Annotated in this window: 20 protein-coding genes; 17 read left to right on the forward strand and 3 right to left on the reverse strand. The window is 64.3% G+C overall.

Going from position 1 to position 24,629, the window contains the following annotated elements:
* The first annotated feature begins 152 nt into the window (after positions 1-152).
* From FJV80_RS13455 to fabG, 5 genes are all read left to right on the forward strand, one after another.
* On the forward strand, positions 153-2,423 hold the full coding sequence (locus tag FJV80_RS13455; protein WP_142876619.1) for a propanediol/glycerol family dehydratase large subunit: 2,271 nt from the start codon (positions 153-155) through the stop codon (positions 2,421-2,423).
* Positions 2,420-2,839: a diol dehydratase small subunit gene (locus FJV80_RS13460; RefSeq protein WP_095789843.1), complete on the forward strand. Its 420-nt coding sequence runs from the start codon at positions 2,420-2,422 to the stop codon at positions 2,837-2,839. The genes FJV80_RS13455 and FJV80_RS13460 overlap by 4 nt, the downstream gene beginning before the upstream one ends.
* A gap of 9 nt (positions 2,840-2,848) precedes the next feature.
* Positions 2,849-3,547, forward strand: a complete 699-nt coding sequence (locus tag FJV80_RS13465; protein ID WP_142876620.1) for a cysteine hydrolase family protein — start codon at positions 2,849-2,851, stop codon at positions 3,545-3,547.
* Between the two features lie 99 nt (positions 3,548-3,646).
* On the forward strand, positions 3,647-5,173 hold the full coding sequence (locus tag FJV80_RS13470) for an APC family permease (RefSeq protein ID WP_095775006.1): 1,527 nt from the start codon (positions 3,647-3,649) through the stop codon (positions 5,171-5,173).
* Positions 5,174-5,253: 80 nt separating this feature from the next.
* Entirely contained in the window at positions 5,254-6,018 is a 765-nt protein-coding gene (fabG, locus tag FJV80_RS13475) for a 3-oxoacyl-ACP reductase FabG (protein ID WP_095775007.1), read from the forward strand.
* Positions 6,019-6,024: 6 nt separating this feature from the next.
* On the opposite strand, the gene FJV80_RS13480 is transcribed toward fabG, so the two are convergent.
* Positions 6,025-7,029 carry a phosphotransferase enzyme family protein gene (locus FJV80_RS13480; RefSeq protein ID WP_246688958.1) on the reverse strand — a complete coding sequence of 335 codons (1,005 nt, stop codon included), beginning with the start codon at positions 7,027-7,029 and terminating at the stop codon, positions 6,025-6,027.
* Positions 7,030-7,149: 120 nt separating this feature from the next.
* Complete coding sequence (locus FJV80_RS13485; protein ID WP_142876622.1) at positions 7,150-8,433, reverse strand: aspartate aminotransferase family protein; 1,284 nt, start codon at positions 8,431-8,433, stop codon at positions 7,150-7,152.
* 84 nt (positions 8,434-8,517) lie between these two features.
* Here FJV80_RS13485 and FJV80_RS13490 point away from each other — a divergent pair, with 84 nt between their 5' ends.
* The gene (locus FJV80_RS13490) at positions 8,518-9,279 is read left to right on the forward strand and encodes an SDR family oxidoreductase (RefSeq protein WP_095775010.1); all 762 of its coding nucleotides are present in this window, start codon (positions 8,518-8,520) and stop codon (positions 9,277-9,279) included.
* A gap of 156 nt (positions 9,280-9,435) precedes the next feature.
* Here FJV80_RS13490 and tssH read toward each other — a convergent pair whose 3' ends face one another.
* Positions 9,436-12,273 (reverse strand): type VI secretion system ATPase TssH, encoded by a 2,838-nt coding sequence (gene tssH, locus FJV80_RS13495; RefSeq protein ID WP_142876623.1) that lies wholly within the window; start codon positions 12,271-12,273, stop codon positions 9,436-9,438.
* 329 nt (positions 12,274-12,602) lie between these two features.
* Between tssH and tssA the strand changes: the two genes are divergently transcribed.
* The 11 genes from tssA to tssL all read left to right on the forward strand — a co-directional run bounded on the left by tssA (position 12,603) and on the right by tssL (position 24,629).
* A complete protein-coding gene (tssA, locus tag FJV80_RS13500) occupies positions 12,603-13,778 on the forward strand; it encodes a type VI secretion system protein TssA (RefSeq protein ID WP_142876624.1) in 1,176 nt (391 codons plus the stop codon).
* A gap of 5 nt (positions 13,779-13,783) precedes the next feature.
* Positions 13,784-14,320 carry a type VI secretion system contractile sheath small subunit gene (gene tssB, locus FJV80_RS13505; RefSeq protein WP_019859789.1) on the forward strand — a complete coding sequence of 179 codons (537 nt, stop codon included), beginning with the start codon at positions 13,784-13,786 and terminating at the stop codon, positions 14,318-14,320.
* Positions 14,321-14,323: 3 nt separating this feature from the next.
* On the forward strand, positions 14,324-15,829 hold the full coding sequence (gene tssC, locus FJV80_RS13510) for a type VI secretion system contractile sheath large subunit (protein ID WP_095775013.1): 1,506 nt from the start codon (positions 14,324-14,326) through the stop codon (positions 15,827-15,829).
* A gap of 83 nt (positions 15,830-15,912) precedes the next feature.
* Entirely contained in the window at positions 15,913-16,362 is a 450-nt protein-coding gene (locus FJV80_RS13515; RefSeq protein WP_027047140.1) for an Hcp family type VI secretion system effector, read from the forward strand.
* Positions 16,349-17,101, forward strand: a complete 753-nt coding sequence (gene tssE / locus FJV80_RS13520) for a type VI secretion system baseplate subunit TssE (protein WP_095775014.1) — start codon at positions 16,349-16,351, stop codon at positions 17,099-17,101. The genes FJV80_RS13515 and tssE overlap by 14 nt, the downstream gene beginning before the upstream one ends.
* Before the next feature lies 1 nt (position 17,102).
* The gene (gene tssF, locus FJV80_RS13525; protein ID WP_142876626.1) at positions 17,103-18,977 is read left to right on the forward strand and encodes a type VI secretion system baseplate subunit TssF; all 1,875 of its coding nucleotides are present in this window, start codon (positions 17,103-17,105) and stop codon (positions 18,975-18,977) included.
* Positions 18,941-20,008, forward strand: a complete 1,068-nt coding sequence (gene tssG / locus FJV80_RS13530) for a type VI secretion system baseplate subunit TssG (RefSeq protein WP_142876627.1) — start codon at positions 18,941-18,943, stop codon at positions 20,006-20,008. The genes tssF and tssG overlap by 37 nt, the downstream gene beginning before the upstream one ends.
* Positions 20,005-21,465, forward strand: a complete 1,461-nt coding sequence (gene tagH, locus FJV80_RS13535; RefSeq protein ID WP_142876628.1) for a type VI secretion system-associated FHA domain protein TagH — start codon at positions 20,005-20,007, stop codon at positions 21,463-21,465. The genes tssG and tagH overlap by 4 nt, the downstream gene beginning before the upstream one ends.
* Before the next feature lie 3 nt (positions 21,466-21,468).
* Positions 21,469-21,921 (forward strand): type VI secretion system lipoprotein TssJ, encoded by a 453-nt coding sequence (gene tssJ / locus FJV80_RS13540; protein ID WP_019859795.1) that lies wholly within the window; start codon positions 21,469-21,471, stop codon positions 21,919-21,921.
* Positions 21,922-21,961: 40 nt separating this feature from the next.
* Positions 21,962-23,296, forward strand: coding sequence for a type VI secretion system baseplate subunit TssK (gene tssK / locus FJV80_RS13545; RefSeq protein ID WP_142876629.1), 1,335 nt, complete (start codon positions 21,962-21,964; stop codon positions 23,294-23,296).
* 4 nt (positions 23,297-23,300) lie between these two features.
* Positions 23,301-24,629 carry a type VI secretion system protein TssL, long form gene (tssL, locus tag FJV80_RS13550; protein WP_142876630.1) on the forward strand — a complete coding sequence of 443 codons (1,329 nt, stop codon included), beginning with the start codon at positions 23,301-23,303 and terminating at the stop codon, positions 24,627-24,629.

Here is a 24,629-nt window from a genome sequence, read left to right on the forward strand (position 1 = left end):
GAGCGCCTCTGCTGCGAAGATCGACAGGATGGCGAGCAGCTTCGGGTATTTTGAGCCTGCGGCGTGCGCCCCCTTGGCCGGCGGTCGATCCAGGGTCATTGTGTGGCGGGTAAGCTTTCTCTAGTCTTTCGGCTGGGTCGAGGATCGCACGCATGACGCCGAAACTGAACCGCTGGAAGCGCTTCGCAGACTGGGACGAGCGGCCGTTGCGGCTGGACAAGTTTGCGGCGGAAGACCCCGCCAACGGCTTCTCCGCTTTCTCCAGTCCGGCCGATCCCCAACCCGGCATCGGCATCAGGGACGGGCGCGTCGTATCCCTCGATGGGGTGGTCGAACACGACTACGACATGATCGACCGCTTCATCGCCCGCCATCACATCGATCCGGAGGTGGCACCGGAAGCGATGTCGCTGGATTCGGCGACCGTCGCACGCTGGCTGGTCGACATGAACGTGCCGCGCGAAACGCTGGTGCGGCTCGCCCATGGCATGACACCCGCCAAACTCGCCGAAGTGGTGTCGCAGCTCAACGCGCTGGAGATCGCCTTCGCCTACTCGAAGATGCGGGCCCGCAAGACGCCGGGCAACCAGGCGCACGTCACCAACGCCAAGGACGATCCGCTGCAGCTCGCCGCCGATGCCGCGACCGCCGTCGCCTTCGGCTTCGACGAGATCGAGACAACGATGCGCGTGTCGCGCAACGCCTGGTCCAACGCAGTGGCGTGCGCGGTAGGCGGCGCGGTCGGACGCTGGGGAACGCTGTTCCAATGCTCCAGCGAGGAAGCCGAAGAGCTGCGCATCGCCATGGCCGGCTTTACCTCCTACGCCGAAACCGTTTCCGTCTACGGCACTGAAAAGTCGTTCACCGATGGCGACGACACGCCGTGGTCCAAGGCATTCCTGGCCGCCGCCTACGCCTCGCGCGGCGTCAAGATGCGCTGTACGTCGGGTGCCGGCTCCGAGTTGCTGATGGGCTTCCATGAAGCCAAATCGCTGCTCTACCTGGAAGCGCGCTGCCTCTGCCTGCAGCGCGGCATGGGTGTGCAAGGCACGCAAAACGGCGGTATCGACGGAGCGCCCTTGACCGCCACCATACCCGGCGGCGTTCGCGAACTGATGGCCGAGAACCTCATCGCCGTCTGGCTCGATCTCGAATGCGCCTCGGGCAATGACGCGCGCTCGACCGAATCGGAAATTCGCGTCGGCGCCAAGATCCTTCCCTACCTGATTGCCGGCTCGGATCTGATCTGCTCCGGCATGGGATCGATCCTGAAATACGACAATTCGTTCAACCCGTCGCTGATCAACGGCGAGGAACTGGAAGATTATCTTGTGCTGCAGCGCGATTTCGAGGCCGATGGCGGATTGACGCCGCTGCCCGAGTCGCGCGCGATCGAGCTGCGCGAGAGGGCGGTGGAAGCGATCGCCGCCGTGTTCGAGGAACTCGACCTTTCCTCACCGACCGAGGACATGAAGAGCAGCGTGGTCTACGCTTCCGGTTCCGACGATACGCGCAGCCTGATGCCGCGCGACGTCAGCTTTATCAGCGAAGCCATCAAGGAGCGCGGCATCACCGTGATCGACGTGGTCAAAGCGCTGGCCAAGCGTGGGTTCCGCGAAGAGGCGGAGAACCTCCTCGACGTGGTCAAGCTGCGCCTTTCCGGTGACTATCTCCAGACATCGGCGATGATCCGCAATGGGCGGATCGTCAGTGCGGTCAACGATCCAAACGACTATCTCGGCCCCGGTTCCGGCTACCGCGTGTCTGAAGAACGGCGCCTGCAGCTCAATGACATCCGCGATGTGCTGGACCAGAAGGAGGTGCTGCGCTCGGAAGCCCTGCACGAGAAGGACGAGGCAAGGCACATCCGCTATCGCAACCTTGGGCCGGCGGCCAATGGATCGGCGAAGGACGATGTGGTCATCGGCATCAGCCCGGCCTTCGGGCTGAAGCTTTATCGGACGACGGCCGGACATCGGCTCTCCGAAGTGCTCGGCGCCATGCTGGATGCGATCCACGCACGCGGACTCAAGGCGCGCGTCGTCCGCTTTCGCCATACGGCCGATACCTCCTTCCTCGGCCTGTCCGCCGCCCGGATGGCCGGCAGCGGCATCGGCATCGGCATCCAGGCCAAGGGCACGGCCGTCATCCACCAGCGCGATCGCCAGCCGCACAACAATCTGGAACTGTTTTCCAATGCGCCGATCACCAGGCTCGAGCACTATCGCGCGCTGGGTGCCAATGCGGCGGCCTATGCGCTGGGCGAAATGCCGGAGCCCGTCGTCGTGCCGCAGCGGGGCGAGGCCATGGGGTCTCGCTACCACGCCCGCGTCGCCCTCATCTACGCCATCGAAACCGGGCTGACGGAGGCCGGCGCGGCTCCCGAAGAGGTCGACGTCACCCTGACGGGGGTGAAATCGTGACCCACACGCGCGCCGACTATCCGCTCGCCGAAACACAGCCCGGCGCCGTGACGGGCAAGCGCGGCAAATCGCTTGCCGAGATAACGCTGGATTCGGTGCTCGCGGGCGACGTGACGATGGAAGACCTTCGCATCACCCCGCAAGCGCTGCAGGCACAGGCCGATGTGGCGCGCGATGTCGGACGGCCGACACTGGCACTCAACTTCGAGCGTGGGGCGGAGCTTGTCGAGGTGCCGCAGGATTTCATCATGCAGGTCTATGAACTGCTGCGCCCCGGCCGCGCCAAAGCCAAGGAAGAATTGCTCCAGGCCGCTGCCACGATGCGCGATACCTACCAGGCCGAACGCATCGCCCGTTTCATCGAGGAAGCCGCCGAGACCTACGCGGCGCGAGGCCTCTTCACGTTCCGCTTCTGAAAGGACCGCATGAGCTGGAAAACCGGATTCCGTTCGCTCTACTATCTCGGCGCGCCCGAGCCGGATGATCCGGTGCTGGTGCCGGCGCAAACCGCCATCCTGGTCATCGACGTTCAGAACACCTACCTGGAACGGCCGGATCGCGCATCGCTTTCGCCGCAGGAACAGCATCGCTACGATCTGTGGACGCCGTTTCACGAGCGTATGCACGGCACGGTCATACCGAACACGGGACGACTGCTGGCGTTGGCACGGCAAAACGGCATCGAATGCCTTTTTGCCCGCATCGCCTGCCACACCAAGGACGGGCGTGATCGCTCGCTCTCTCAGAAAATGCCGGGCTGGAACAATTTGCTGCTGCCGAAGAACGACGCACCGTCGCAGCTGGTTGCCGAGCTTCAGCCGGCCGGCGACGAGATCGTGGTGACCAAGACCACCGATTCCGCGCTGACGGGAACGAATCTGCGCCTGATCCTTCACAATCTCGGCATCCGGAATGTCATCTGCTGCGGTATCTTCACGGACCAATGCGTGTCCTCGACGGTGCGCAGCCTGGCGGATGAGAGCTATGCCGTCATCGTGATCGAGGATTGCTGCGCGGCGGCGACCGAGGAGCTTCACCGCAAGGAGCTCGAAATCATCAACATGATCTATTGCCACGTGATGTCGAGCGGCGAGCTATGCAAAATCATGGCCTTGGCAAAGTGACGCTGCGTCCGTACTGTCATGGCGGCACGAGCAGGCTGGGACACATCGGCCGCCCTGTGCGGGGAACTGCATACAGCTGTCACGAATGGAGAGGGCTTCATGGCCATAGAAACTGCACGCGGGACGATCGACGTCTCGAAGAGTAACAGCATCAACCTTTTGCACTCGAAGGCCGTTGGGCTCGCCGGAGTGCTCTTCCTGGCCGTCACCGGCGCGGCGCCAATGTCGGCGATGCTGGGCAATGTCCCGTTCGCGGCGGGCTACGGCATCGGCAAATATACCCCTGCCGCCTTCCTGATGGCGACGATCGTGCTGACCATCTTCTCGATCGGCTATGCCGCGATGGCATCGCGCGTATCGTCCGTCGGCGGCTTCTACTCCTTCATCAGCCAGGGGCTCGGCCGCGAGGTCGGCATGTCGGCGGGCATCGGCTCGCTCGCCTGCTACTCGCTGTTCGAGGCTTCCCTCACCGGGCTGTTCGCCTTTTTCGGCAATCTGTGGCTTTCGCAGCATTTCGGCATCAACGTGCCGTGGATCGTGCTCGCGCTCGCCATGATCGTGGTCATCGCGGCCCTCGCCTACCGCGATGTGAAAGTGTCGGCACGGCTGCTCGGCATAGCCCTCATTCTGGAAGTGATCATGCTGGTGATCTTTTCGCTGGGCGTGATCTTTGCCCATGGCGGGACGAATTTTTCCGGCGATTCGCTCAATGTGTTCAAGGTGTTCACGCCTGTCGCCGAGCAGACAGTCGGAACCGTGGCCATACCGGCGGGCGCGGCGGCGGTCGGCATCTTCATGGCGTTCTGGTCGTGGGTCGGCTTCGAGATGGCGCCGAACTATGCCGAGGAATCCCGCGATCCGAAGCGCATCATTCCGCAATCGCTGCTGATTTCGGTCATCGGCCTTGGCCTGTTCTACACCTTCGTCAGCTGGTGCGCGGTGGCGGCCTATCCGACCGAGGCCGACATGGTAGCCAAGGCCTTCTCCGACGGCGTGAACTTCTTCCTGACACCCATTCAGAGTTTTGTCGGTGGCTGGGGCTACCAGTTGATGTCGCTGCTCATCCTGACCAGTTCCTTCGCCTGCGGCATGGCTTTCCACAACACCGCTTCCCGCTATCTGTATTCGCTGGCGCGCGAAGGCGTCCTGCCGCAGGCGATCGCCGAGACGCATGACCACCACAAGAGCCCGCACAAGGCCTCGGCGCTGCAGTCGGTGCTGGCGGCGGTATGGGTGCTGCTCTACGGTCTGGCCTACGGCTTCGACGATCCGTCGGGACAGGCCTGGCTTGGCGTCTATACGCTGTTTGCCGTGCTTGGCACCGGACTGCTTTTGGTGCTGCAGGCGGTTGTCTCGCTGGCCATCTACATGTGGTTCAAGAAGAACGGCGGCGGCAGCATGCTGACGACTGTCATCGCGCCGTTGATCTCGCTCGTTGTGCAGTTGGTGCTCGTCTACACGCTGGTCGCCAATCTGGCGACTCTGGGCGGCACCAATGGCTTTGCCAGGAGCATCCCCTATGTCGGGCTTGCGATCCTTATCGTCGGCCTGATCTGGGGCTTCGTGCTGAAGTCGGCCAACCCCAAGGCGTATGAGAACATCGGTCACATGGTGAACGAGGGCTAGGGCATTCCTCGCCCTGGATTTCCAGCGTCAACGGGGACGGAGCATCACTCTGTCCCCGTCTCATTTTGGAGCTTCAAGTCATGACCCAGTCTCTGAGGGGTCGATCCGTCGTCGTTACCGGCGGGTCGAAAGGCATCGGCAAGGGCATAGCGCGGGTGTTCGCACTCTCGGGTGCCAAGGTCGCCATCATTGCGCGCCATGTCGACCAGGCCGAAGCCGCGGCCGCCGAGATCGGCCATGGCGCCTTTGGCGTGGTTGGCGACGTTACCTCGCTCGCCAGCATCGAGAGCGCGCTTGCCGCGGCAGCCGCGAGAAACGGCAGTATCGACGTTTTGTGCGCCAATGCCGGCATCTTCCCGCAGGCACGGCTCGAGGACATGACCTCACAGCAATGGGACGAGGTTGTCGACACCAACCTCAAAGGCACCTTCCACGCGGTCAAGGCGGCGGTTCCCTATCTCAAGGCATCCGACCAGGGCCGCATCGTGCTGACGTCGTCGATCACCGGCCCGATCACCGGTTTTCCCGGCTGGTCGCACTACGGCGCCACCAAGGCGGGACAGCTCGGCTTCATGCGAACGGCCTGCATCGAACTGGCAAGATACGGCATCACCGTCAACGCCGTCATGCCCGGCAACATCGTGACCGAGGGCCTTGTCGGCCTGGGCGGGGACTACCAGAAGACCATGGCCGCCTCGATCCCCCTCAAGCGGCTCGGAAGCGTGGAGGACATCGGCTACGCCGCGCTCTACTTTGCGTCGAAGGAAGCCGGCTACGTGACGGGACAGACAATCATTGTCGATGGCGGCCAGATCCTGCCGGAGAGCCTGGAGGCACTGGCATAGGGTGGTTCAAAACTTGCTCAGATAGGCCTCGCACAGCCCGACCGTTCCCTCGGTATAGGGAAGGCCCATCGACTTGGCGAGGTCTGTCTCGGCGTGCGAGCCGATCCACGCGACCAGGAGCAGACGGCGCAGCATCACGAAGGTCGGGATCTCGTCTTCGTCCGCCCTGGGCAGGTCAAGCACACGGCGATAGCCGGTCGTCCATGACCGGATGAGATCGGCTGCCTGTGGCTCGTGCTCGTAGAAAGAGATGGGCGTCGCCGCGTCGTACATATACCAGCCGAAGCCGCAGTCGTCGAAGTCGATGACCTTCACCGTCTTGCCGTCGATCAGAAGGTTGGCGAGCCGCAGATCGCAATGGATGAGGCCGAAGCGGTCATGGCCCTTGCCGAAGGCGGCGAGCCGGCGGCCGATCAGCTCCGCGGTGCGGCCAAAAAGCCTGGCTTTCGCGGCATCGACGCCGATGCCGTCACGCCAGCGTCCCCAATGCGGCCTCTCCTCGCCGAGGCTTGTTTCGAAATCCCATACAGGGCGGCTGAACCAGGAAGGGCGCTTCCACTGCCGGGTGTGGATGTGCATGCGGGCCGTCACCTCGCCCAGCAGTTCGAAAGGTTCGCCAAGCGCCTCGCCTATGCCCGGCTCCGAACCGTTCTCCCAGTGCGACAGCACGACATTGCGTGGCTGCGCCAGTCTGGCATGGCCGACACGCTGGATCTGTTCGCCGTCCTTGCCCGCCACCGGCATGGGCGTCGGGACGATCCCGGTCTGGCGCAGATCGGTCAGCCAGGCCAGTTCAGATTGAATGGCCGTCCTTGAATGGTAGCCGTCGCGATGGATGCGGAGCGCCCAGCGCCGGCCGTCGCGGGCCGCAATCTTGTAGGTCGCGTTCTCCGACAGGTTGATCATCTCGACGGAAACGTCCGCCGGCAGATCGTAGTTGGCTGTGGCCGCCTCCGCCGTTTCCTGCAGGATCCCGAGTTGCTGGTCGTGGGTGAGCGCGTCGAAATCCATCACTGTCCGTCCTGCCCTATCCCTGCACACCTGCCCCCTGCCGGAACCCGCGCGATCCCGGCAAGCCCAGCCGGCCGTTCGCACTGGACGCCTGACAATTTCAACGAGGGTTGGACCATGTCAACTCGCCTTGCCTGCCTGATGCAGCAACGCCCGCGCGCGCGGCATTGCCGCATCGAAGCGATCCATGATGTCCCGGCAGGTCTCGCGGTCCAGAAGAACGCCGGGCTTCCATTGCAGCACCCGCTTGTCGAGCGACGAGAAGATCGCCCAGACGCCCTGCTCGTAGAGCGCACGCGACACGAAGACGGCGCCTTCCGGATGATTGCTGAATTCCAGCCCGAGGATCACGCCTTTCTGGCGTACCCCGGTGAAGATATCGCCGTGACGAACCTGCATCTCGCGCATGGCCTGCGCCATGAACTCGGTTACTGTGCCGACATTGGCCACCAGTTCGGGCCGCTGCAGCATCTCGATGACCTTGTGGCCGACGACACAGCCGAGTTCGGCCCCGCCGGTCGTCGAAATGTGGGCTGCCCCATCCTCGTTGAGCCAGCCGCCGGCTCTGTCGTTCACCAGCGCCGCGCTGATCGGATAGAGGCCGCCGGACAGGCCCTTTGCCGTCACCATAATGTCCGGCTGGACGCCGTAGGCCTGCCAGCCCCACATGCTGCCGGTGCGCATCAGGCCGGTCTGGACCTCGTCGGCGATGTACATCGCGCCATGCTTTTCGCACAGCGCCTTGCAGGCGGTGAGATAGCCATCCTTCGGCATCGGGAAGCCGTAAGTGGCGGGGATTGTCTCCATGATCAGCGCCGCGACGTCTTCGCCCTTGAGCACCCGTTCCATGGCGTCGATATCGTTGAAGGGAACCTGGATGAACGTCTCCGGCTGGTCGGAGAGAAAGATCTTGGTGAAGCGATCGTCGCCGGTCGCCACGGCGAGCCCCGAATGCCCGTGATAGCCCTTGATGATCGACACGATCTTGCGCCGCTTGGTGGCATAGCGGGCGCTCTTGATGGCGATGTCCACCGCCTCCGCGCCGCCCGGCGCGAAGATCGCGTATTTCATTCCCGGCGAGACATTGACGAGGGATTCCGCCAGCGCCGTTCGCGCCACGGAAGGGAACCAGTGGTTGCCGATGTCGAAATAGTCGAGCGCGCTCTTCAGCGTCTCGACCAGCTCCGGATTGCGGTGACCGAGATTGTAGGTGCCGCCATTGAGGTGCAGGTCGATCAGGCGCCGCCCCGTCATGTCGTAGAGGAAATAGCCCTCTCGCCTGCCGATCACTAGATCGATCCCGGCCTTCTGCCAGAACCTGGTCTTGTCGGGGTTCCAGAAACGCATTGCCTTGTCGAAAAAATCCTGCTTCGACTCGAACTCGAAGGGGCCGAAGTCGTACATGCCTGTCTTGTCCTCAAGGGTTGATCGGGCGAGGCTCGCGCGATCGATGATGCAGGATTACCGACCGGCGAGAAAGGGGGAAGCATGATCCTGAAGGACAGGACCGCGATCGTCACCGGCGCGGGATCCGGCATCGGCAGGGCGGCGGCGCTGATCATCGCGCGCGAGGGTGCGGTGGTCGGCGTGGCGGATCGTAGCGCCGACGGCGCCAACGCGACGGTCGAACAGATTCTTGCCGTCGGTGGCCGGGCAAAGGCGCTTGTGTTCGACCTGACCGACGATCAGGCGCTTGAAGCCGGTTTTCACGATTTCATCCACGCTCAGGGCAGGATCGACATCCTGCACAATCATGCCGGCGTACAGGTCGAAGGCGACGTGCTCGGTGTCAGCGTGAAAGGCTTCGACACCTCCTGGACGCTCAATGTGCGGGCTCACTTCCTCGGTGCCCGCGTCGTCATGCCATTCATGAAGAAGGCAGGCCGCGGCGTCATCCTCAACACGTCGTCGAGCTCCGGCGTGCTCTACGACCGCGAGATGATCGCCTATACGACGACCAAGCACGCGGTGATCGCGATGACCAGGCAGATGGCCGGCGACTATGGCCGCTTCGGCATTCGCGTCAACGCGCTTTGTCCGGGTTGGGTGGACACGCCCTTCAATGCTCCTTTCATCGCCCAGATGGGAGGCCGGGAAGCCATCGAAGACTACATCCGCGAAAGGGTGCCGCTTGGCCGTTGGGCAACCGTCGAGGAGATCGCGGAGGCAGTGCTGTTTCTGGTGTCCGACCGGTCCTCGTACATGACGGGTCAGATCCTGGTTGTCGATGGAGGAGAAACGGTGATCTAGGACAATTCCGGGAAAGGTGTGAGCGGTTTTCCCGGGGAAAGCGCAGGTGCTTCAGCCTGGCGCGAGTGCCTTTCACGAGGGCCGGTGCGCCAATGATTGGCCCGAGCGGTCATAGGAATGCGCTTTGGTCGGCGCCAGGGAACGAACGTCGAAGATCTATTCGAAAGAGTAGGTAAATCCTTCCGACGAGGCACCGACGGTGACTTTTGTCATCTTCTTGCCCTCGAGCGAGCGATTGAGCACGCCGCGGCTGAGTTCCGGCAGCAGCGTGTTGGTGAGGATGGCGTCGATCATGCGTCCGCCGGATTCGATCTCGGTGCAGCGCGCCTTGACCATGTCCATGACACCGTCGCCGATCACCAGCTCGGCATCGTTGGTTGCCTTGAGGCGCCGCGCGATCTTGCCGAACTGGTGCCTGGTGATCGCCTCGATCATCGCGTCCGAGAGCGGATAGTAAGGGATTGTCACCACGCGGCCGAGGAAAGCGGCCGGAAACACTTTCAGCAGCGGGCCGCGCAAGGCGGTGTCCAGGTCATCCATGCCGCTGCGCAAGGTGCCGTTCTTGGTGCGGTCCATGATAACCTCGGAGCCGACATTCGAGGTGAGCAGGATCAGCGTGTTCTTGAAGTCGATCCGGCGGCCTTCGCTGTCGTCCATCATGCCCTTGTCGAAGACCTGGAAGAAGATCTCGTGTACGTCCGGATGCGCCTTCTCGACCTCATCGAGCAGGATCACCGAATAGGGCTTGCGCCGCACGGCCTCGGTCAGGATGCCGCCCTTGCCATAGCCGACATAACCGGGCGGCGCGCCCTTCAGCGTCGAGACCGTGTGCGCCTCCTGGAATTCGGACATGTTGATCGAAATCAGGTTCTGCTCGCCGCCATAGAGCGTTTCGGCCAGCGCCAGGGCTGTCTCGGTCTTGCCGACGCCGGAGGGGCCGCAAAGCAGGAACACGCCGACCGGCTTCTCCGGCGCGCCGAGGCCGGCGCGGCTGGTCTGCACGCGCCTCGCGATCATCTCCATCGCATGGTCCTGACCGACAACGCGCTCGGACAAAGTGGCGGCGAGCTTGAGCGCCTTCTCGGTCTGGCTGGACAGCATCCGTCCCGTCGGGATGCCGGTCCAGTCCTGGACGACGGCAGCCACCGCATTGCGATCGACCGACGGCAGGATCAGCGGGGTCTCGCCCTGCGCCTCGGCAAGTTCCGCCATCAATTCGCGCAGTCGTGCCAGATCGGCAGTGGAATCCGGCACGGCAACGGGCTCGTGCGCGGCAGCGGCCTCCATCTTTGCCGCCTTTGTTTTCGGAGACTTGGCCTTCGAGCCCTTGGGTTCGGCCGTCTCGGGTTTCGGCGTTTTGGCCTCAGCTGCCTTGCTTTCATGCGCCTCGGCGGCTGGCGCATTGACGGCCTCGCCCGGAGCGGCTTCCCCGCCCTCCACCGCGTCAAGCGGCACGCCCTCGCCTCGGAGTTTGGCGCGCAGGTCGAGAATCTCGGCGACAAGCGCCTTTTCCCGATCCCAACGCGCTTGCGCTGCCGCAAGCATGGTCTCGGTTTCCGCCAACCCGGCCTCCACGCGAGCCTGTCTGTCGGCCACTTCGATGCCGATCGCCGCCTCGCGGCCGATGATGCCTTCCTCGACCTCGAGCGCCTGGCGGCGGCGCAGAATGTCCTCGACCTCCGCCGGCGTAGCGTGCTGCGAAACGGCAACGCGGGCGCAGGCTGTGTCGAGGAGGCTGACCGCTTTGTCGGGCAGCTGCCTGGCCGGAATGTAGCGGTGCGAAAGCGAAACCGAGGCCTCGATCGCCTCGTCGAGGATCTGCACCTTGTGGTGCTGCTCGAGAACGCCGGCGACACCGCGCAACATCAGCACGGCCACCGTTTCGGAAGGTTCTTCGATCTTGACCACCTGGAACCGGCGGGTCAGCGCCGGATCCTTCTCGATATGCTGCTTGTATTCGGCCCACGTCGTGGCGGCGATGGTGCGAAGCTCGCCGCGCGCGAGCGCGGGCTTGAGGAGATTGGCCGCATCGCCGGTTCCCGCCGCGCCGCCGGCGCCGATCAGCGTGTGCGCCTCGTCGATGAAGAGGATGATCGGCGTCTCTGAGGCCTGAACCTCGTCGATGACGGCCTTCAGCCGCTTTTCGAACTCGCCCTTGACGCTGGCGCCCGCCTGCATCAGCCCGACATCGAGCATGCGTACGCTGACATTCTGAAGCGTCGGCGGCACGTCGCCCTGGGCGATGCGCAAGGCAAAGCCCTCGACGACCGCCGTCTTGCCGACACCCGCCTCGCCGGTCAGGATCGGGTTGTTTTGCCGGCGCCGCATCAGGATATCGACAATCTGACGGATTTCGGGATCGCGGCCGACGACCGGATCGATCTTGCCGTCGCGAGCACGCTGGGTCAGGTCGGTGGCGTATTTGGCGAGCGCCGAATCCCCGCCAGGGCCGCGTCTCATCGGCGTTTCGGCGGCCGCCGCGGCAGGAGGTGAGCCGGCTTCGAGCGAGCCCTCGGTGACGTCGGCGAAGCGGGCAATGACCCCGTCCGCATCGATCTTGTCGAATTCGGCGCTGATTTTCGAAACCAGCCCTTCCAGCGCCGGTGTCCTCAGACAGGCGAGAAGAATATGCGCGCTGCGCACCTCCTCGACACCGAATTCCAGTGTGGCCAGGCTCCAGCCTTCCTGTATGGCGTGGAAGATGTGATCGGAGAATTCCTCCACCGAGGTCGCGCCGTAGGGCAGCTTGTCGATGGCGCGGGTCATATCGGCGGTCAGCCGGCTGACATCCAGCCCGGCATCGGCGACGATCATCTGCACATCCGAGCGCTCGGACAGCACCAGTTGCTGGACGAAATGAACGAGCTCGACATAGGGGTTGCCGCGCATCTTCGCCGTGTCCGCGGCGGCCTTGAAGGCGCGCACCCCCGTGGGATTGAGCTTTGCAACCAGTTCCTTGCGCTTGAAACTCTGCGACGATCGGCGCTGTTCCATTGAACCTGCCCCCGAAATCTGCTGACCGTACCCTGCCATAGAAGCGGCCGCTTGACAAAGCCGTGTGACGAACGAGGCCTTCCGACCCGGTTCAGGCGGCACCTCGTGGTTACACAAGCCCTGCAAACTCCTCCAACAAACCCGGATTGCGGGCCGGGCATGCGAGCCATTTCGCATGCCCGGCCCGCCGATCGCACAATGGGTTTGGTTGAAAGATTACTGGAGAATTCAGCTTCTGTTAGTTTTTGAGGAAGTGCTCAATTGTCGTGGCATGGGACCGATGATAACGTTGCGTCACAGGGGTCACAGGGCCTTTGCTGGGGGTAGGTGTGATTGATCTCGCACTCTGGCTGAATCCTCTGGACGGTGCAAACCCGTCGGGAGAGGATTTACGCAACGACCCGGCTTTTCATGAGCTGGAGCGGCTCACGGAAGCCCAGCTCAAGGTCGTCCACGACGGTGGCAACAAGGCTTCGCAGTCAACCAGCGCCGTCGACTGGGCGGCCGTCCTCGAAAAATCGGAAGAATTGCAGTCGCGCGGCCGGGATTTGCGCCTTCTGGTCATCGTCACGCGCGCGCTGGCCAATGAAGAGAAGCTCGCCGGCCTCGCCCAGGGGCTGACCCTGATCGCAAGGACTTTCGACCAGTACTGGGATACGATGCATCCGGCTTTGCGGACTGGTGCCACGCCCCGCGACGCGGCGCTGCGACGCATCAATGCGCTGCTTGACCTCCAGAACGGCCAGGAAGGCCTGCTGGCGAACCTTAGGCACACCGTCTTCTTCTCACCGCGCGCCATCGGGCCGATCAGCGGGCGAGACCTGGAACAGGCAGCGCTCGACGAGCGCGTCATGCTCCAGGAAGCTGCCTCGGGCCTCGGAACCGCCGAAAAGGCGGCGCTGACGGCCGCCCACAACCAGCTGCTGAACCGGGTGCGCACAGGATGCGCGGCGCAGATCGATCAGGCCGCGGACACTGTCACGACACTTTTGGCCGATGCGCGCGCCGCGATTTCGGCGCTGGAGGCTGTGGATACCGCGCTCAATGCCCGCATCGACGGCAATGGCGCGGCCGTTCCGGATCTGAAGAAGTTCCTGCAGCGCCTGCTGACGACGCTGGAGCGGAATTCCAGCGCCGGCGCCATGGCCAACGGTGCGGCAAAGCCTGCCCCGCAGCCGGCCCAACCGGCATCGACGCCCACCCAAAACGGTCATGGAGCCGAAACGATGGCAAGTGTGGCAAGCTCCGTGGACGCCAGCGCCGGCCTGCCTGACCGGATCAACTCGCGCGACGACGTCGTCAAATGCCTCGATCTCGTGGTCGCCTTCTACGACCGCACCGAACCGTCCAGCCCTATCCCGCACCTCGCCCGGCGCGTGCGCAGGATGGTGCACATGGATTTCGTGGAACTGATGGAAGATCTCGCCCCGTCGGGGCTGAAGGAATTCCGGCTGCTTGCCGGTGTCGCCGATCCCAAGAAGCCGGCCCAGAAGGATGAAAGGTAACCAGCATGCCAGCAGAGAGCAAAGCCAAGGTCATCGAAAGAAACCGCGCCCCGCGCGTACAGATCGCCTACGACGTCGAAACCTACGGCAGCCCCACGACGATCGAGTTGCCGTTCGTCATGGCTGTCATGGCCGACCTTTCCGGCGCCTCGCAGACCAAGGAAGCGTCGAAGTCGGTTCTGGACCGCAATTTCGTCGAAACCGACGCCAATCGCTTCCCCAAATTCATGGAAGCGATGGGACCGCGCGTGAAGGCGCGTGTGAAGAACACGTTGCCGCAAGCCGAAGGCGCCGAGCGGGACGAGGAACTGGCGATCGATCTCACCTTTTCCAAAATGGGTGATTTCGCGCCGGACAAGATCGCCGAGCAGGTGCCGCAACTGGCCGAGATCCTCAAGATGCGGCGTCAACTCGAGGAACTGCTGGGCTTCATGGATGGCCGTGTCGACGCCGAAAAGCGCATCGCGCAGCTTCTGAACAACGAGCCGCTGCTGAGCAAGATCGCCGGCCAGGCGATTTCTGACGGCAAGGGCGAGGAGTAAGTCATGGCCGAACAGCAAAAGACCGCAGCCGCTACCGCCGAGGCCGAAGCCATCGATCTTGGCGAATTCAGCGGCCTCCTTGAAAAGGATTTCAAGGTCAAGAAGGACGACAGCGAGAAACTGCAGCAGTTGGTGCGCAACCTGGCGCTGGCCGCTCAGTCCCGTTCCGAGACGACGACCATCTCGTCCAACGCGATCAGGTCGATCAAGTCGCTGATCGCGGGCATCGACAAGATGCTGACGACGCAGGTCAACGAGATCCTGCATGCCCCGGAAGTGCGGGAGATGGAAGGCACATGGCGAGGCCTTTGGTACCTCATCAACAACACCGAGACGGACACCAAGCTGAAGATCCGGGTGATGAACATCTCCAAGGAGCAGTTGGGCGACACGCTGGAAGACTATGAAGGCCAGATGTGGGACCAGAGCCCGATCTTCAAGAAAGTCTACACGGACGAGTATTCGATGTTGGGCGGCGAGCCGATCGGCTGCATCATCGGCGCCTACGAATTCTCCAACCATCCGCGCGACGTCGGCCTGCTGCGCAACATTTCTGGTGTCTGTGCCTCGGCGCACACGCCATTCATCGCGGCCGCGTCGCCGCGGCTGTTCCGCATGGACAGCTGGCAGGAACTGCCGAACCCGCAAGACCTGCAGATGATCGTGAACAACCCGTCCTATGCCTCATGGCAGTCGCTGCGCGAGAGCGAGGACGCCCGCTATATCGGGCTTACCATGCCGCGCGTGCTGGCACGCCTGCCCTACGGCTCGGAAACCGTTCCGGTGAAGGGCTTCACCTTCGAGGAGGAGGTGGGCGGCGACCACAACAAATATGTCTGGATGAACGCCGCCTTCCCGATGGGCGTCAACATCAACCGCAGCCACAAGCTCTATGGCTGGGGAACGCAGATCCGCGGCGTCGAGAATGGCGGCACGGTGCTCAATTTGCCGGTGCACGCTTTCCCGACGGACGACGGTTCGATCGCAATGAAATGCCCGACCGAGGTCGCCATCGACGACCGGCGCGAGGCGGAATTGGCGAAGCTTGGCCTGATGCCGATCCTGCACCGCAAGAACACCGATCTCGCAGCCTTCATCGGCGCGCACTCGCTCCAGGATGACGAGACGCGCGCCGGGCGCCTCGTCGACCCCGACGCCCAGTCGAACGAAAGGCTGAGCGCCAACCTGCCCTACCTGTTCCCGGTGTCGCGTTTCGCGCATTACCTCAAGGCGATCGCGCGCGACAAGATCGGATCGTTCAAGGAACGCACCGATATGGAGATCTGGTTGACCGAATGGATCAACCGGTACGTGCTGGCCAATCCGGCCTTCGCCGACGACAAGGCACGGGCCAAGCGTCCGCTTGCCGCTGCCGAGGTTCAAGTCGACAGCGTCGAAGGCCGGCCCGGTTACTACAATGCCCGTTTCTATCTGCGTCCGCACTACCAGCTGGAAGGCATCAACGCCTCTCTCCGGCTGGTATCGGAACTGCCGTCAGTGAAGGGCTGAAGTCGCAGCGAAGTCATCTTGTTTCGTTTGAAAAGCGGTGGAGAAAGACAATGCCGACCACAGAGAGAAGCGAGGGTCCTTCAATGAAGATCGATGGTTTTTTGAAAGTTCCGGACATCAAGGGCCCGAGCAAGCGCGACGGCCATGAAGACGAGATCGAAGTGCATGGCGTCGATTACAAGATGATAGCGCCCTACGACCCGAATTCGCTTTCGCGACGCGGCCGTGTGTCGATGGGAATGATCAAATTCATCAAGCACTACGACAAGTCGTCGCCATATCTGAAGAAGGCGCTGTTCGAGAACAAGGCGCTCGACGAGGTGGTGTTCTCGGCACGCCGCACCATTGACGGCGAGACCAGCGACTATCTGGTCGTGACGCTCACCGACGCCTCGGTCATGGAGTACGACATGCGGCAGGCCGCCGACGAGGCCGATCTTATCGAGGAAGAAGTCAGCTTCGCCTACAAGAAGATCAAGTTCGTCTACGACAAGGACGACGAGATCGAAATGGACGTCTATGTCGGCAAGTGAGGCCAAGCGGCCTGGCGCGAAGCCGCAGTTTGCGGGCAGTTCGCGGGCAAAGCGCGAGGCGGTCCAGCCTTCGCTCTGGGACCGCCTCGTCAACGACTTGCCTGGTGTGGCGTCGGAGATCGACGGGCTGCGGCGTCTTCTGGATGAAGAACTCGGCGCCGAGCGCGTCGAGGCTCTTCTTGCCGGCAGCGCACGCGGCATCGATACCGAAGCCGAACTGACGCCAGAGCAGAGGCGGCGCCTGCACCGGCTGGTCTTCCAGGCCGAACATCGCGCCGAGATCGAAAGCCGCGGTGTGGTGGTTTCGGCACGCGTGCTGAAAGAAGCCGTGCGGCGCGACATCGAGGCCCTGTTCAACACCGAGCGCTTCGAATCCGTACCGATGCTCTCCGATGCCGAACACGAACAGCCCCTGGACGAACTGCCGTCGCTCGCCGACTTTCCCGAGGTGCGCCGCAGCGTGGTCAATTATGGCGTGCCGTCCTTTTCCGGCCGCTCTTCGCGGGATTTCGACCGCGATGCGCTGGCGCGCGAAATCCGCGCGGTGCTTGCCACCTTCGAGCCGCGCCTGAAGGAGAGCGCCACGACCGTCAACGTCACGCTCGGAGACAAGACCGTCGGCCTCAAGATCGAGATCGACGCGGTGCTGATCATGGCCCCGACACCGGAGCGCATGCGGCTGCGCACCACGATCAATCTCGACAACGGCCTGGCACGAACCGAATTCCGGGAGACCTGAGATGGATCGGGTCTTCGTGGAGTACTACGAAGAAGAACTGACCCATATCCGGGCGTTGGCCGCGGAATTCGCCGACATGCATCCGGCGGTCGCCCGTAATCTTTCCCTCGACACGGTCCCCTGCCCCGACCCTTATGTGGAACGGCTGCTCGACGGCGTGGCCTTCCTGGCCGCGCGCACCCGTCTCAAGGTCGACGCGGAGCGCTCGCGCTTCTCGCGCGCCGTGCTCGATGTGCTCTACCCGGATCTGGTGACGCCGGCGCCGGCGACGGCGATGGCTGTGCTGAAACCCGGCCAGCAGGTGCAGTCGATGATTGCCGGCCACGCCGTCGCGCGCGGCACGCGATTGGTCTCCGGCCTCAATCCAGGGCTTTCGACACGTTCGACCTTCACGACCGCGCAGGAGGTCACGCTGTGGCCGATCGCGATCACCTCGGTCGGTTATTTCCAGGATCGCAGCGCGCTCGCGGCTGCCGGAATCGCGCCGATCGGCGACGCGCGCGGCGAGGCGGCGTTTCGCGTCACCCTCTCCCGGACGGGAAAGGGCAAGCTCAGCGAACTGTCGCTTGACCGTCTCGACCTCTATTTCGCCGGGCGTGCCAGGGCACCCTTGCTTTTCGATGCAATCTTCGGCGCTTGCTCGGCTCTCGGCGCGCGGGCGGAAGGCAAGACCAATCCGCTGACGGCGCTGCCCGAGCCCGAAATGATCGGCATCCGCGACGACGAAGCGCTGATGCCGCGCACCCGTCCGACCTTCGAGGGATACCGGCTGCTGCGCGAATATTTCATGATCCCGGAGCGCTTCCATTATCTGCGGGTCGCCGGCCTCCAGCCGGTGGTGCGCAAGTGCGATGCGGGGATCGAGATCATCTTCCTGTTCCGGCGTCCGGTGCCCGAGCTCGCCGATGTGACGGTTGCCGACTTCGAATTGTTCGTGACACCGGTCATCAATCTCTTCGAACGCGAATGCAACGTCATCGAGATCGACCCGCGCAAAACGCGTCAGGTGCTGCACGCCGACCGCACGCGGGCGCGGGATTTCGAGATCTTCCGGGTGACCCGGGTCGAGGACGCCGACGCGGAGAGCGGCGAGGCGACAATTCCCGAATTGTTCAGCCTGGGCCAGAACCGCGGCAGCGGCTGGGTCTATTCGACGGAGCGACGTCCGCGCCGGGCCACCGAAGACGAGCGGCGCGAGGGCCTGACCCGCACCTCCTACACGGGCGACGATGTCTTTATCGCCGTCTCGCGGCCGGCAGGAAGCTCGCCAAACCGGCCACTGAAGCGTCTCGACATCACGGCGCTGTGCACCAACCGCGACCTGCCGATCCTGGACGACACGCCGACGCTGACGCTGGAGACGGCCGATCCGGTCGAAGCGGTGCGCTTGCTCGGAGCACTGCGGGCGCCGCAGCCGGCAATCCCGGCGTCGCTCCCGGCCAGCGCCGCGGGCGAATCCCGTGCCGACAATCTCGCCTGGCGGCTGGTGGCGCAGCTCTCTCTCAACTTCCTCAGCCTTGCCCAGGAAGGCCGCGGCGTCGATCCGCTGCATGCCTTGCTCGACCTTTATGCCGATCGCGGCGATCCCAGCCTTGCCCGCAACGTGCATTCGATCGTGCGCATCGATTCACGCCCGGTGATCGAGCGGCTCCAGATCGACGGGCCAATGTGTTTCGGACGCGGTACCGAAGTGACACTGCATGTCGACCAGTCCGTGCTGGCGGGGCAAAGTTCGCTGCTGCTTTCGGCACTGCTTTCGCGGCTGTTCGCCCGCCATGCAGGGATAAACGGATTTGTGCGGACCCGTACCCGGTTGCTGCAGAAGCAGGAGGATGTGCCATGGCCGATGACGCCCGGCAATCGCTACCTGATCTAGCGGAGCCCGCAACGGTTGCGGCCGAACCGTTGCTGGAGAGCTTCGATTTCTTCGAGCTGCTGCGGCGCCTGGAGCAGCGCGGTGGATTGTTCGGCCATTCCGGAACGGCCGACCGCGAGCCGGCGAGACTTGGCCAGCATGTGCGCCTGAGCTTCTCGGCTCGCGATGTGGTCAAGCTCCAGGACGCCGGGGACAAGGCCCACGCGCGGGTGACCGTCGCCAATCTCGGGCTGCTTGGACCGGAAGGACCGATGCCATTGCATCTGACACGCTGGGTGCTCGACCGGCTGTCGCAGCGCTGGTTCACCGGGGCCGACGCCGAGCAGACCAGCGACACGACCTTCGTCGATTTCGTCAACATCCTGCAGCACCGCATGATGGCCCTTTACTATCGCGCCTGGGCCGACGCGCATCCGGCGGTGCAGGTCGAACGGTCAGTCGGCGGGCGGGTTCGCGCCATGCTGGAGGCAATGTCCGGGATCGGCTTCCCCGGCACGCAGGATCCCGAACTCGACACTGTTCGACTGCGGCAGGCTGGATCGCTAGCCAACCAGATCGACGGCGCGGAGCGGCTGACGCTGTTTCTCGCCACCGCCTTCAAGGTGCAGGTGCAGATCAAGGAATTCGTCGCCGCTTGGATCACCATACCGAAGGCACTGCAGACGCGTCTCGGCAAGGCCCATGCCGGGCTTGGACGTGGCGCGACGATCGGGCCGCGGGTCTTCAGCCGCCAAAGCAGGATCGAATTGCGCATCGGTCCGTTGAGCCTCGACGACTTCAGGTCGTTCCTGCCCGGCGAACGGCGCCTTGGCCTGTTCAAGAAGGCGGTGCGTGACATGATCGGCGAGACGCTCGACGTCGATCTGCGCATCGTGCTCGCACGCGACGCCGTGCCGCCGCCACGGGTCGGGACCGTCCAGCTTGGCCGGACGGCCTGGCTGGCGCGTCCCGCCGAAAAGGGTGACGCCGACGATCTCAGATTGCACACCATCGTCGGCTGGCGGCCGGAAATGGCGGAGGCTGCCGCATGAGCCTGCTGCTGACGCTCGAACAAGGCCCGCGCTCGCAAGTGGTCAGGCAGACCCGGCTGGACGAGGGCGAATTGGTGATCGGGCGCAGCGCCGACGCCGGCTGGCAGATCGACGACCCGGACATGTTCGTCTCGCGCGCGCATTGCAAGATCAGCGGCGGCCGGGATGGCTATTTCGTTACCGACACGTCGAGCAGCGGATTGTTCGTCGATGACTCCGACAGCCCCCTGGGTCCTGGCAGGTCGACGCGGCTGCAGAGCGGCATGCGGCTGCGCATGGGCGACTATGTCTTCCACGTCGAGGTTCAATCCAAAGCGAACCGGACGTCGGTCGGCCCGGCCCTTGTCGGCGGCCATCCCGCGCCTGCGTGGTCATCGCCGGGAGCGCGAACGCCTGCCAGCATCGGCGGCGACGACTTCTTCTCGGCCAAGGTAGAGGAAGAACCGCGCCCGCCACGCCCGGCGGACTTGCCGAACCCGTTCGAGCAGCCCGTTCCGGGGGCTTATGACCGCGCATCGAGCCAACGCAGTTCGCCTGCCTTCGACGACCCGTTCAGCCTCGACCCGGTGGCGACATCGCAATCCAGCGATGCCGCTGCTCCAGGTCAGCCGGATCCGTTCGGGTTCGGCGAAATGCCTTCGCGCAACGATGCGTCCGGGCATGCGGCAAAGCCGGCCAGCTTCGATGACGATTTCAGCTTTGGGCCGGCCGCGACCCCGCCTCTGGCTAACGGCGCAGACCCGGCAGGACGTGTGCAGCATCAGGCTGAAAAGCCGCGCGCCGGGCATCCCTGGGATGTACCGGTGCAAGCAGCCGAGCCACCGCCGCCGCGACGCGCCGTTCCAGCGCCCAAGCCGGCGCGCCCGGCGCAGCCCGCATCCGGCGATATGGCACTTCGTGCCGCATTCTTGCGCGGCATGGGCGTCGAGGAGGCCGATTTTCCCGGCCGCGACCCGATCGCCGAAATGGAAAAATTCGGACGTGAATACCGGCTGATGCTGGATGGCTTGATGCAACTCCTGCGCAAGCGCGCCGAGGAGAAGGGAAGCGCGCGCGTCGCCCAGACGGTGGTCGGCGCTTCCGAGGTCAACCCGCTTAAATTCCTGCCGACGGCCGAGGATGTCATCGTCACCATCATCTCGGAACGCAGTCCGGGCTTTCTCTCCGGCGAGGCGGCGATCGACGATGCGGTAAAGGACCTTGCACAGCATCACATACGCGCCTGGCGCGGCGTTCAGGCCGCGCTTCGGCGCATGATCGACCGTTTCGATCCGGCCGCGATCGAGGAAGAGCTCAAGTCCAATTCCGCCATCGGCAATCTGCTCTCCGGCGGACGTAACGCCAAGCTGTGGGAGCTCTACCAGAAACGCCATCGCGACATCGCCCAGAGCGCGGAATCGAGTTTCCTGGGCGAGATCGGCGCGGACTTCAGGGACGCATATGAAGAGGAGGAGTAGGACATGATCGACAGACGCGAATTCGTCGTTGCCCTCGGCGCGACGGGGCTGCTTGCGGCTTGCCAGAGCGGCCCGCCGAAACCATCGGTTATCTCGGTCAACGTGACCGGGGGCGCCGGCATGAATCCAGGACCGGGCGGCGGCGACAGACCGGTGACGGTACTGGTGATGCGGCTTGCCAGCACCGGCAAGTTCAACTCGGCCGACTATTTCGCGCTGCAGGGCGATGCCAGCTCGGCGCTCGGCGCCGACCTCATCGGCTCCGACACGATCTCGGTCGCGCCAGGCAAGACGGCGGCCAAGACCATCACGGTCGAGCCGAACGCCACGGCACTCGGCTTCGTGGCGCTGATCCGCGAGCCGGGCGGACGCAACTGGCGCACGACCAAGTCGGTATCGCCAGGGTCGAAATTCACCGTCAATGTCAGCCTCGGCAAGGGCGGCATTTCCGCCTAGCGACAGGGGCCACGGATGGTTGTGCGCAGAAAGTAATGGCATGAGCGATGCAAACAGGGTGCTGTGGTCGGAGGGCCTGTTTCTCAGGACCCAGCACTTCCAGCAGCAGGATCGGTTCTTCGAGGGCATGGTGCGCGGCGCACTGCAGGCCGGCCAGCTCCATACTTTCGGCTTCCAGCAACTGACCCTAGACCAGTCGCTGCTCGACGCCGGCCAGGTCTCGATCGTGTCCGCCCGGGGTATTTTCCCGGACGGCACGCCTTTCTCCATCCCGGAACTGATGGATGCGCCGAAGCCGCTGCCGGTCACTGCGGACACCGGCGCCGGTCCGGTGCTGGTGGCACTGCCGCTCGAGCCGCCCGGTGGCGTCGGATTCGATCCGGCGCATGCGGCTTCGACGGGCGCGCGCTACCACGGCAAGATCGTTTCGGTGCGCGACGCCGTCCAGAGCGGCGCCGATCCGGAAGAGATCGAGGTCGCCCGGCCGCAAGCCGCCCTGCTTGCACCCGGCAAATCGGTCGGCGGTTATACCGCCTTGCCGATCGCCGACATAAAGGGTGTGCGCGCCGACGGCGGCATCTCGCTCGATGAGACGTTCCTGCCGCCGACGCTGATCACCGGCGCGGTCCACTGGTACCGGCAATTGCTGCAGGAAGTGGTCACCGGCCTCGACCAGATCGCCGAAGCGCATGGCAAGATGGTGATGGGCGGCGCCGGCCGTAGCGTCGAAGACCTTTTGATGCTGCACCTCGCCAATGCCGCTCGCCCGCGGCTCGCCCACATGCTGGCGCAGGATGTCTTTCACCCGGCCGAACTCTATCTCGAACTGGCCGGACTGGCCGGCGAGATGGCAACCTACGGCTCGAGCTCGCGGCGCCTCGGCGAATTGCCGGCCTACGACCACATGGCGCCCGGCCCCGCCTATATGGCGCTGGCCGACGCCCTGCGTTCGCTCATCCTCAGCCTGCGCTACATCGAGCCGAAATCGCGCGCGCTGCCGGTGATGCGGCACGCGACCAATGTCTGGAAAGTGCGCATCGACAACCCGAAGCTCTTGGTCGCCAGCCGCATCGTCATCCGCGTCGGATCGGAACTGTCGGAAGACGCGCTGCGCAAGATTTTCGTCAACCAGGCGACGGTCGGCGCCGCCGATCAGTTCGAAGGCCTTTGGAAGTCGCGCCTGCCGGGTATTCCGCTGAAACCGCTTCATTCGCAGCCACGCGAGATTCCCTATGATGGCGACCGGCTGTGCCTGGAGCTTGACCAGAAGAGCGAGCATTGGGCCTCGTTGCTCGACGCCCCCGGCTTCGTCATCGGCGTTTCCGGTGTCCTGCCGAGCGAGCCGCAGGTCGACTGCTACTCAGTGAACAGGTGAGGCCATGAGCCGGGATGATCCTTTCGGACTGTCGGAGGATCGCGAACGCACACGCATCAGGCTGGCGGGCGCCGCGCCGCGGCCGATGGCGCCGCTGGCACCGGGCGCGCCTGTCAAAAGGGCGCGCGCCCATCCCAACACGCTCATCAATATCTTCGCGCCGTTGCTCGAATTCGCGCCGGAGCTCGAAAGCGCGCTGGCGCCGGAGAACCCGGAAGCGATGCGCACGCGCCTGCTCGACGAGTTGGTTCAGGCGCGCGACGCCGCGATGGCAGCAGGCTCCTCGCTGGAGCGCGCCGACCAGGCGGCCTGGGCGGTGGCGGCGTTGCTCGACGACCTGGCGCTGAACACGCCGTGGGGCGGCGCCAGCGCCTGGCCGCGCCAGCCGCTGGTGGTCATGCTGCGTGGCGATGTCGATGCCGGCACCCAGTTTTTCACCCGCCTTGACGAGTTGGAGCGCCATCCCAACCGCGACCGCGAGATGCTTGAGCTTCAGTATTACTGCCTGGCGCTCGGCTTCCGCGGCAAGTACCGGGTGCCCGGCCGCGCCGGCGACCGCTCGCTCAATGCCGTGCGTGTGGCAGCCGCGCGGTTCCTGCGCAATGCCGACGCCGAGGACGCGCCGCTGTCGCCGAACTGGAAAGGCGTGATCGCTTCCGACGAACCGCAGCGCTTCATCGTTCCAATCTGGGTGATGGCACTTGCCGCGGTCGTCGTCGCCGCCGCCGCTTACATCGGTCTGTCGATGGGCTTGAGCAGCCAGGCGGTCGAACTCTCCGCCCTCGTGCGCACGCTGCCGCCGGCCTCACGCGCGGACGTTACCCGCGCCGCGCCCAAGCAGGATGCGCCCGCACCTGAACCGCCACAGCCGGTCGATTTCGCGCTGCTGCCCGCGTTCAAGGTGGAAGCGCCGGCGAGCCTCAAGGGCGCGCTCAGCGGCACCGAAAGCGTCTCGCTGGCCAAGCTGATCATCCAGTCGTCCAACCCCGAACTCTTCCAGTCTTCGCGGCCGACACTGTCGCAAGGCTATGAGCCGCTGATCCAGTCGATCGCCAAGGTGATCCTCGCCAATCAGGAGCTCATCGGAAACATCACGATCGTCGGCCATACCGACAATGTGCGCCTGCAACGGTCCAATCCGCTCGCCAGCAACCAGCGGCTCTCCGAGGCACGTGCCCAAACCATAGCGGACCTCCTGGTGCAGGCTGGCGTGCCACAGGAGCGCATCCGTTCCGAAGGCCGCGCCGACTCCGATCCGGTGGCCGACAACTCGACGCGCGAGGGCCGCGCGCTCAACCGGCGCGTCGAGGTCCTGGTCGAGAAGAGGCTCTGA

Source organism: Mesorhizobium sp. WSM4310 (genome assembly GCF_007003935.1).
Classification (GTDB): domain Bacteria; phylum Pseudomonadota; class Alphaproteobacteria; order Rhizobiales; family Rhizobiaceae; genus Mesorhizobium.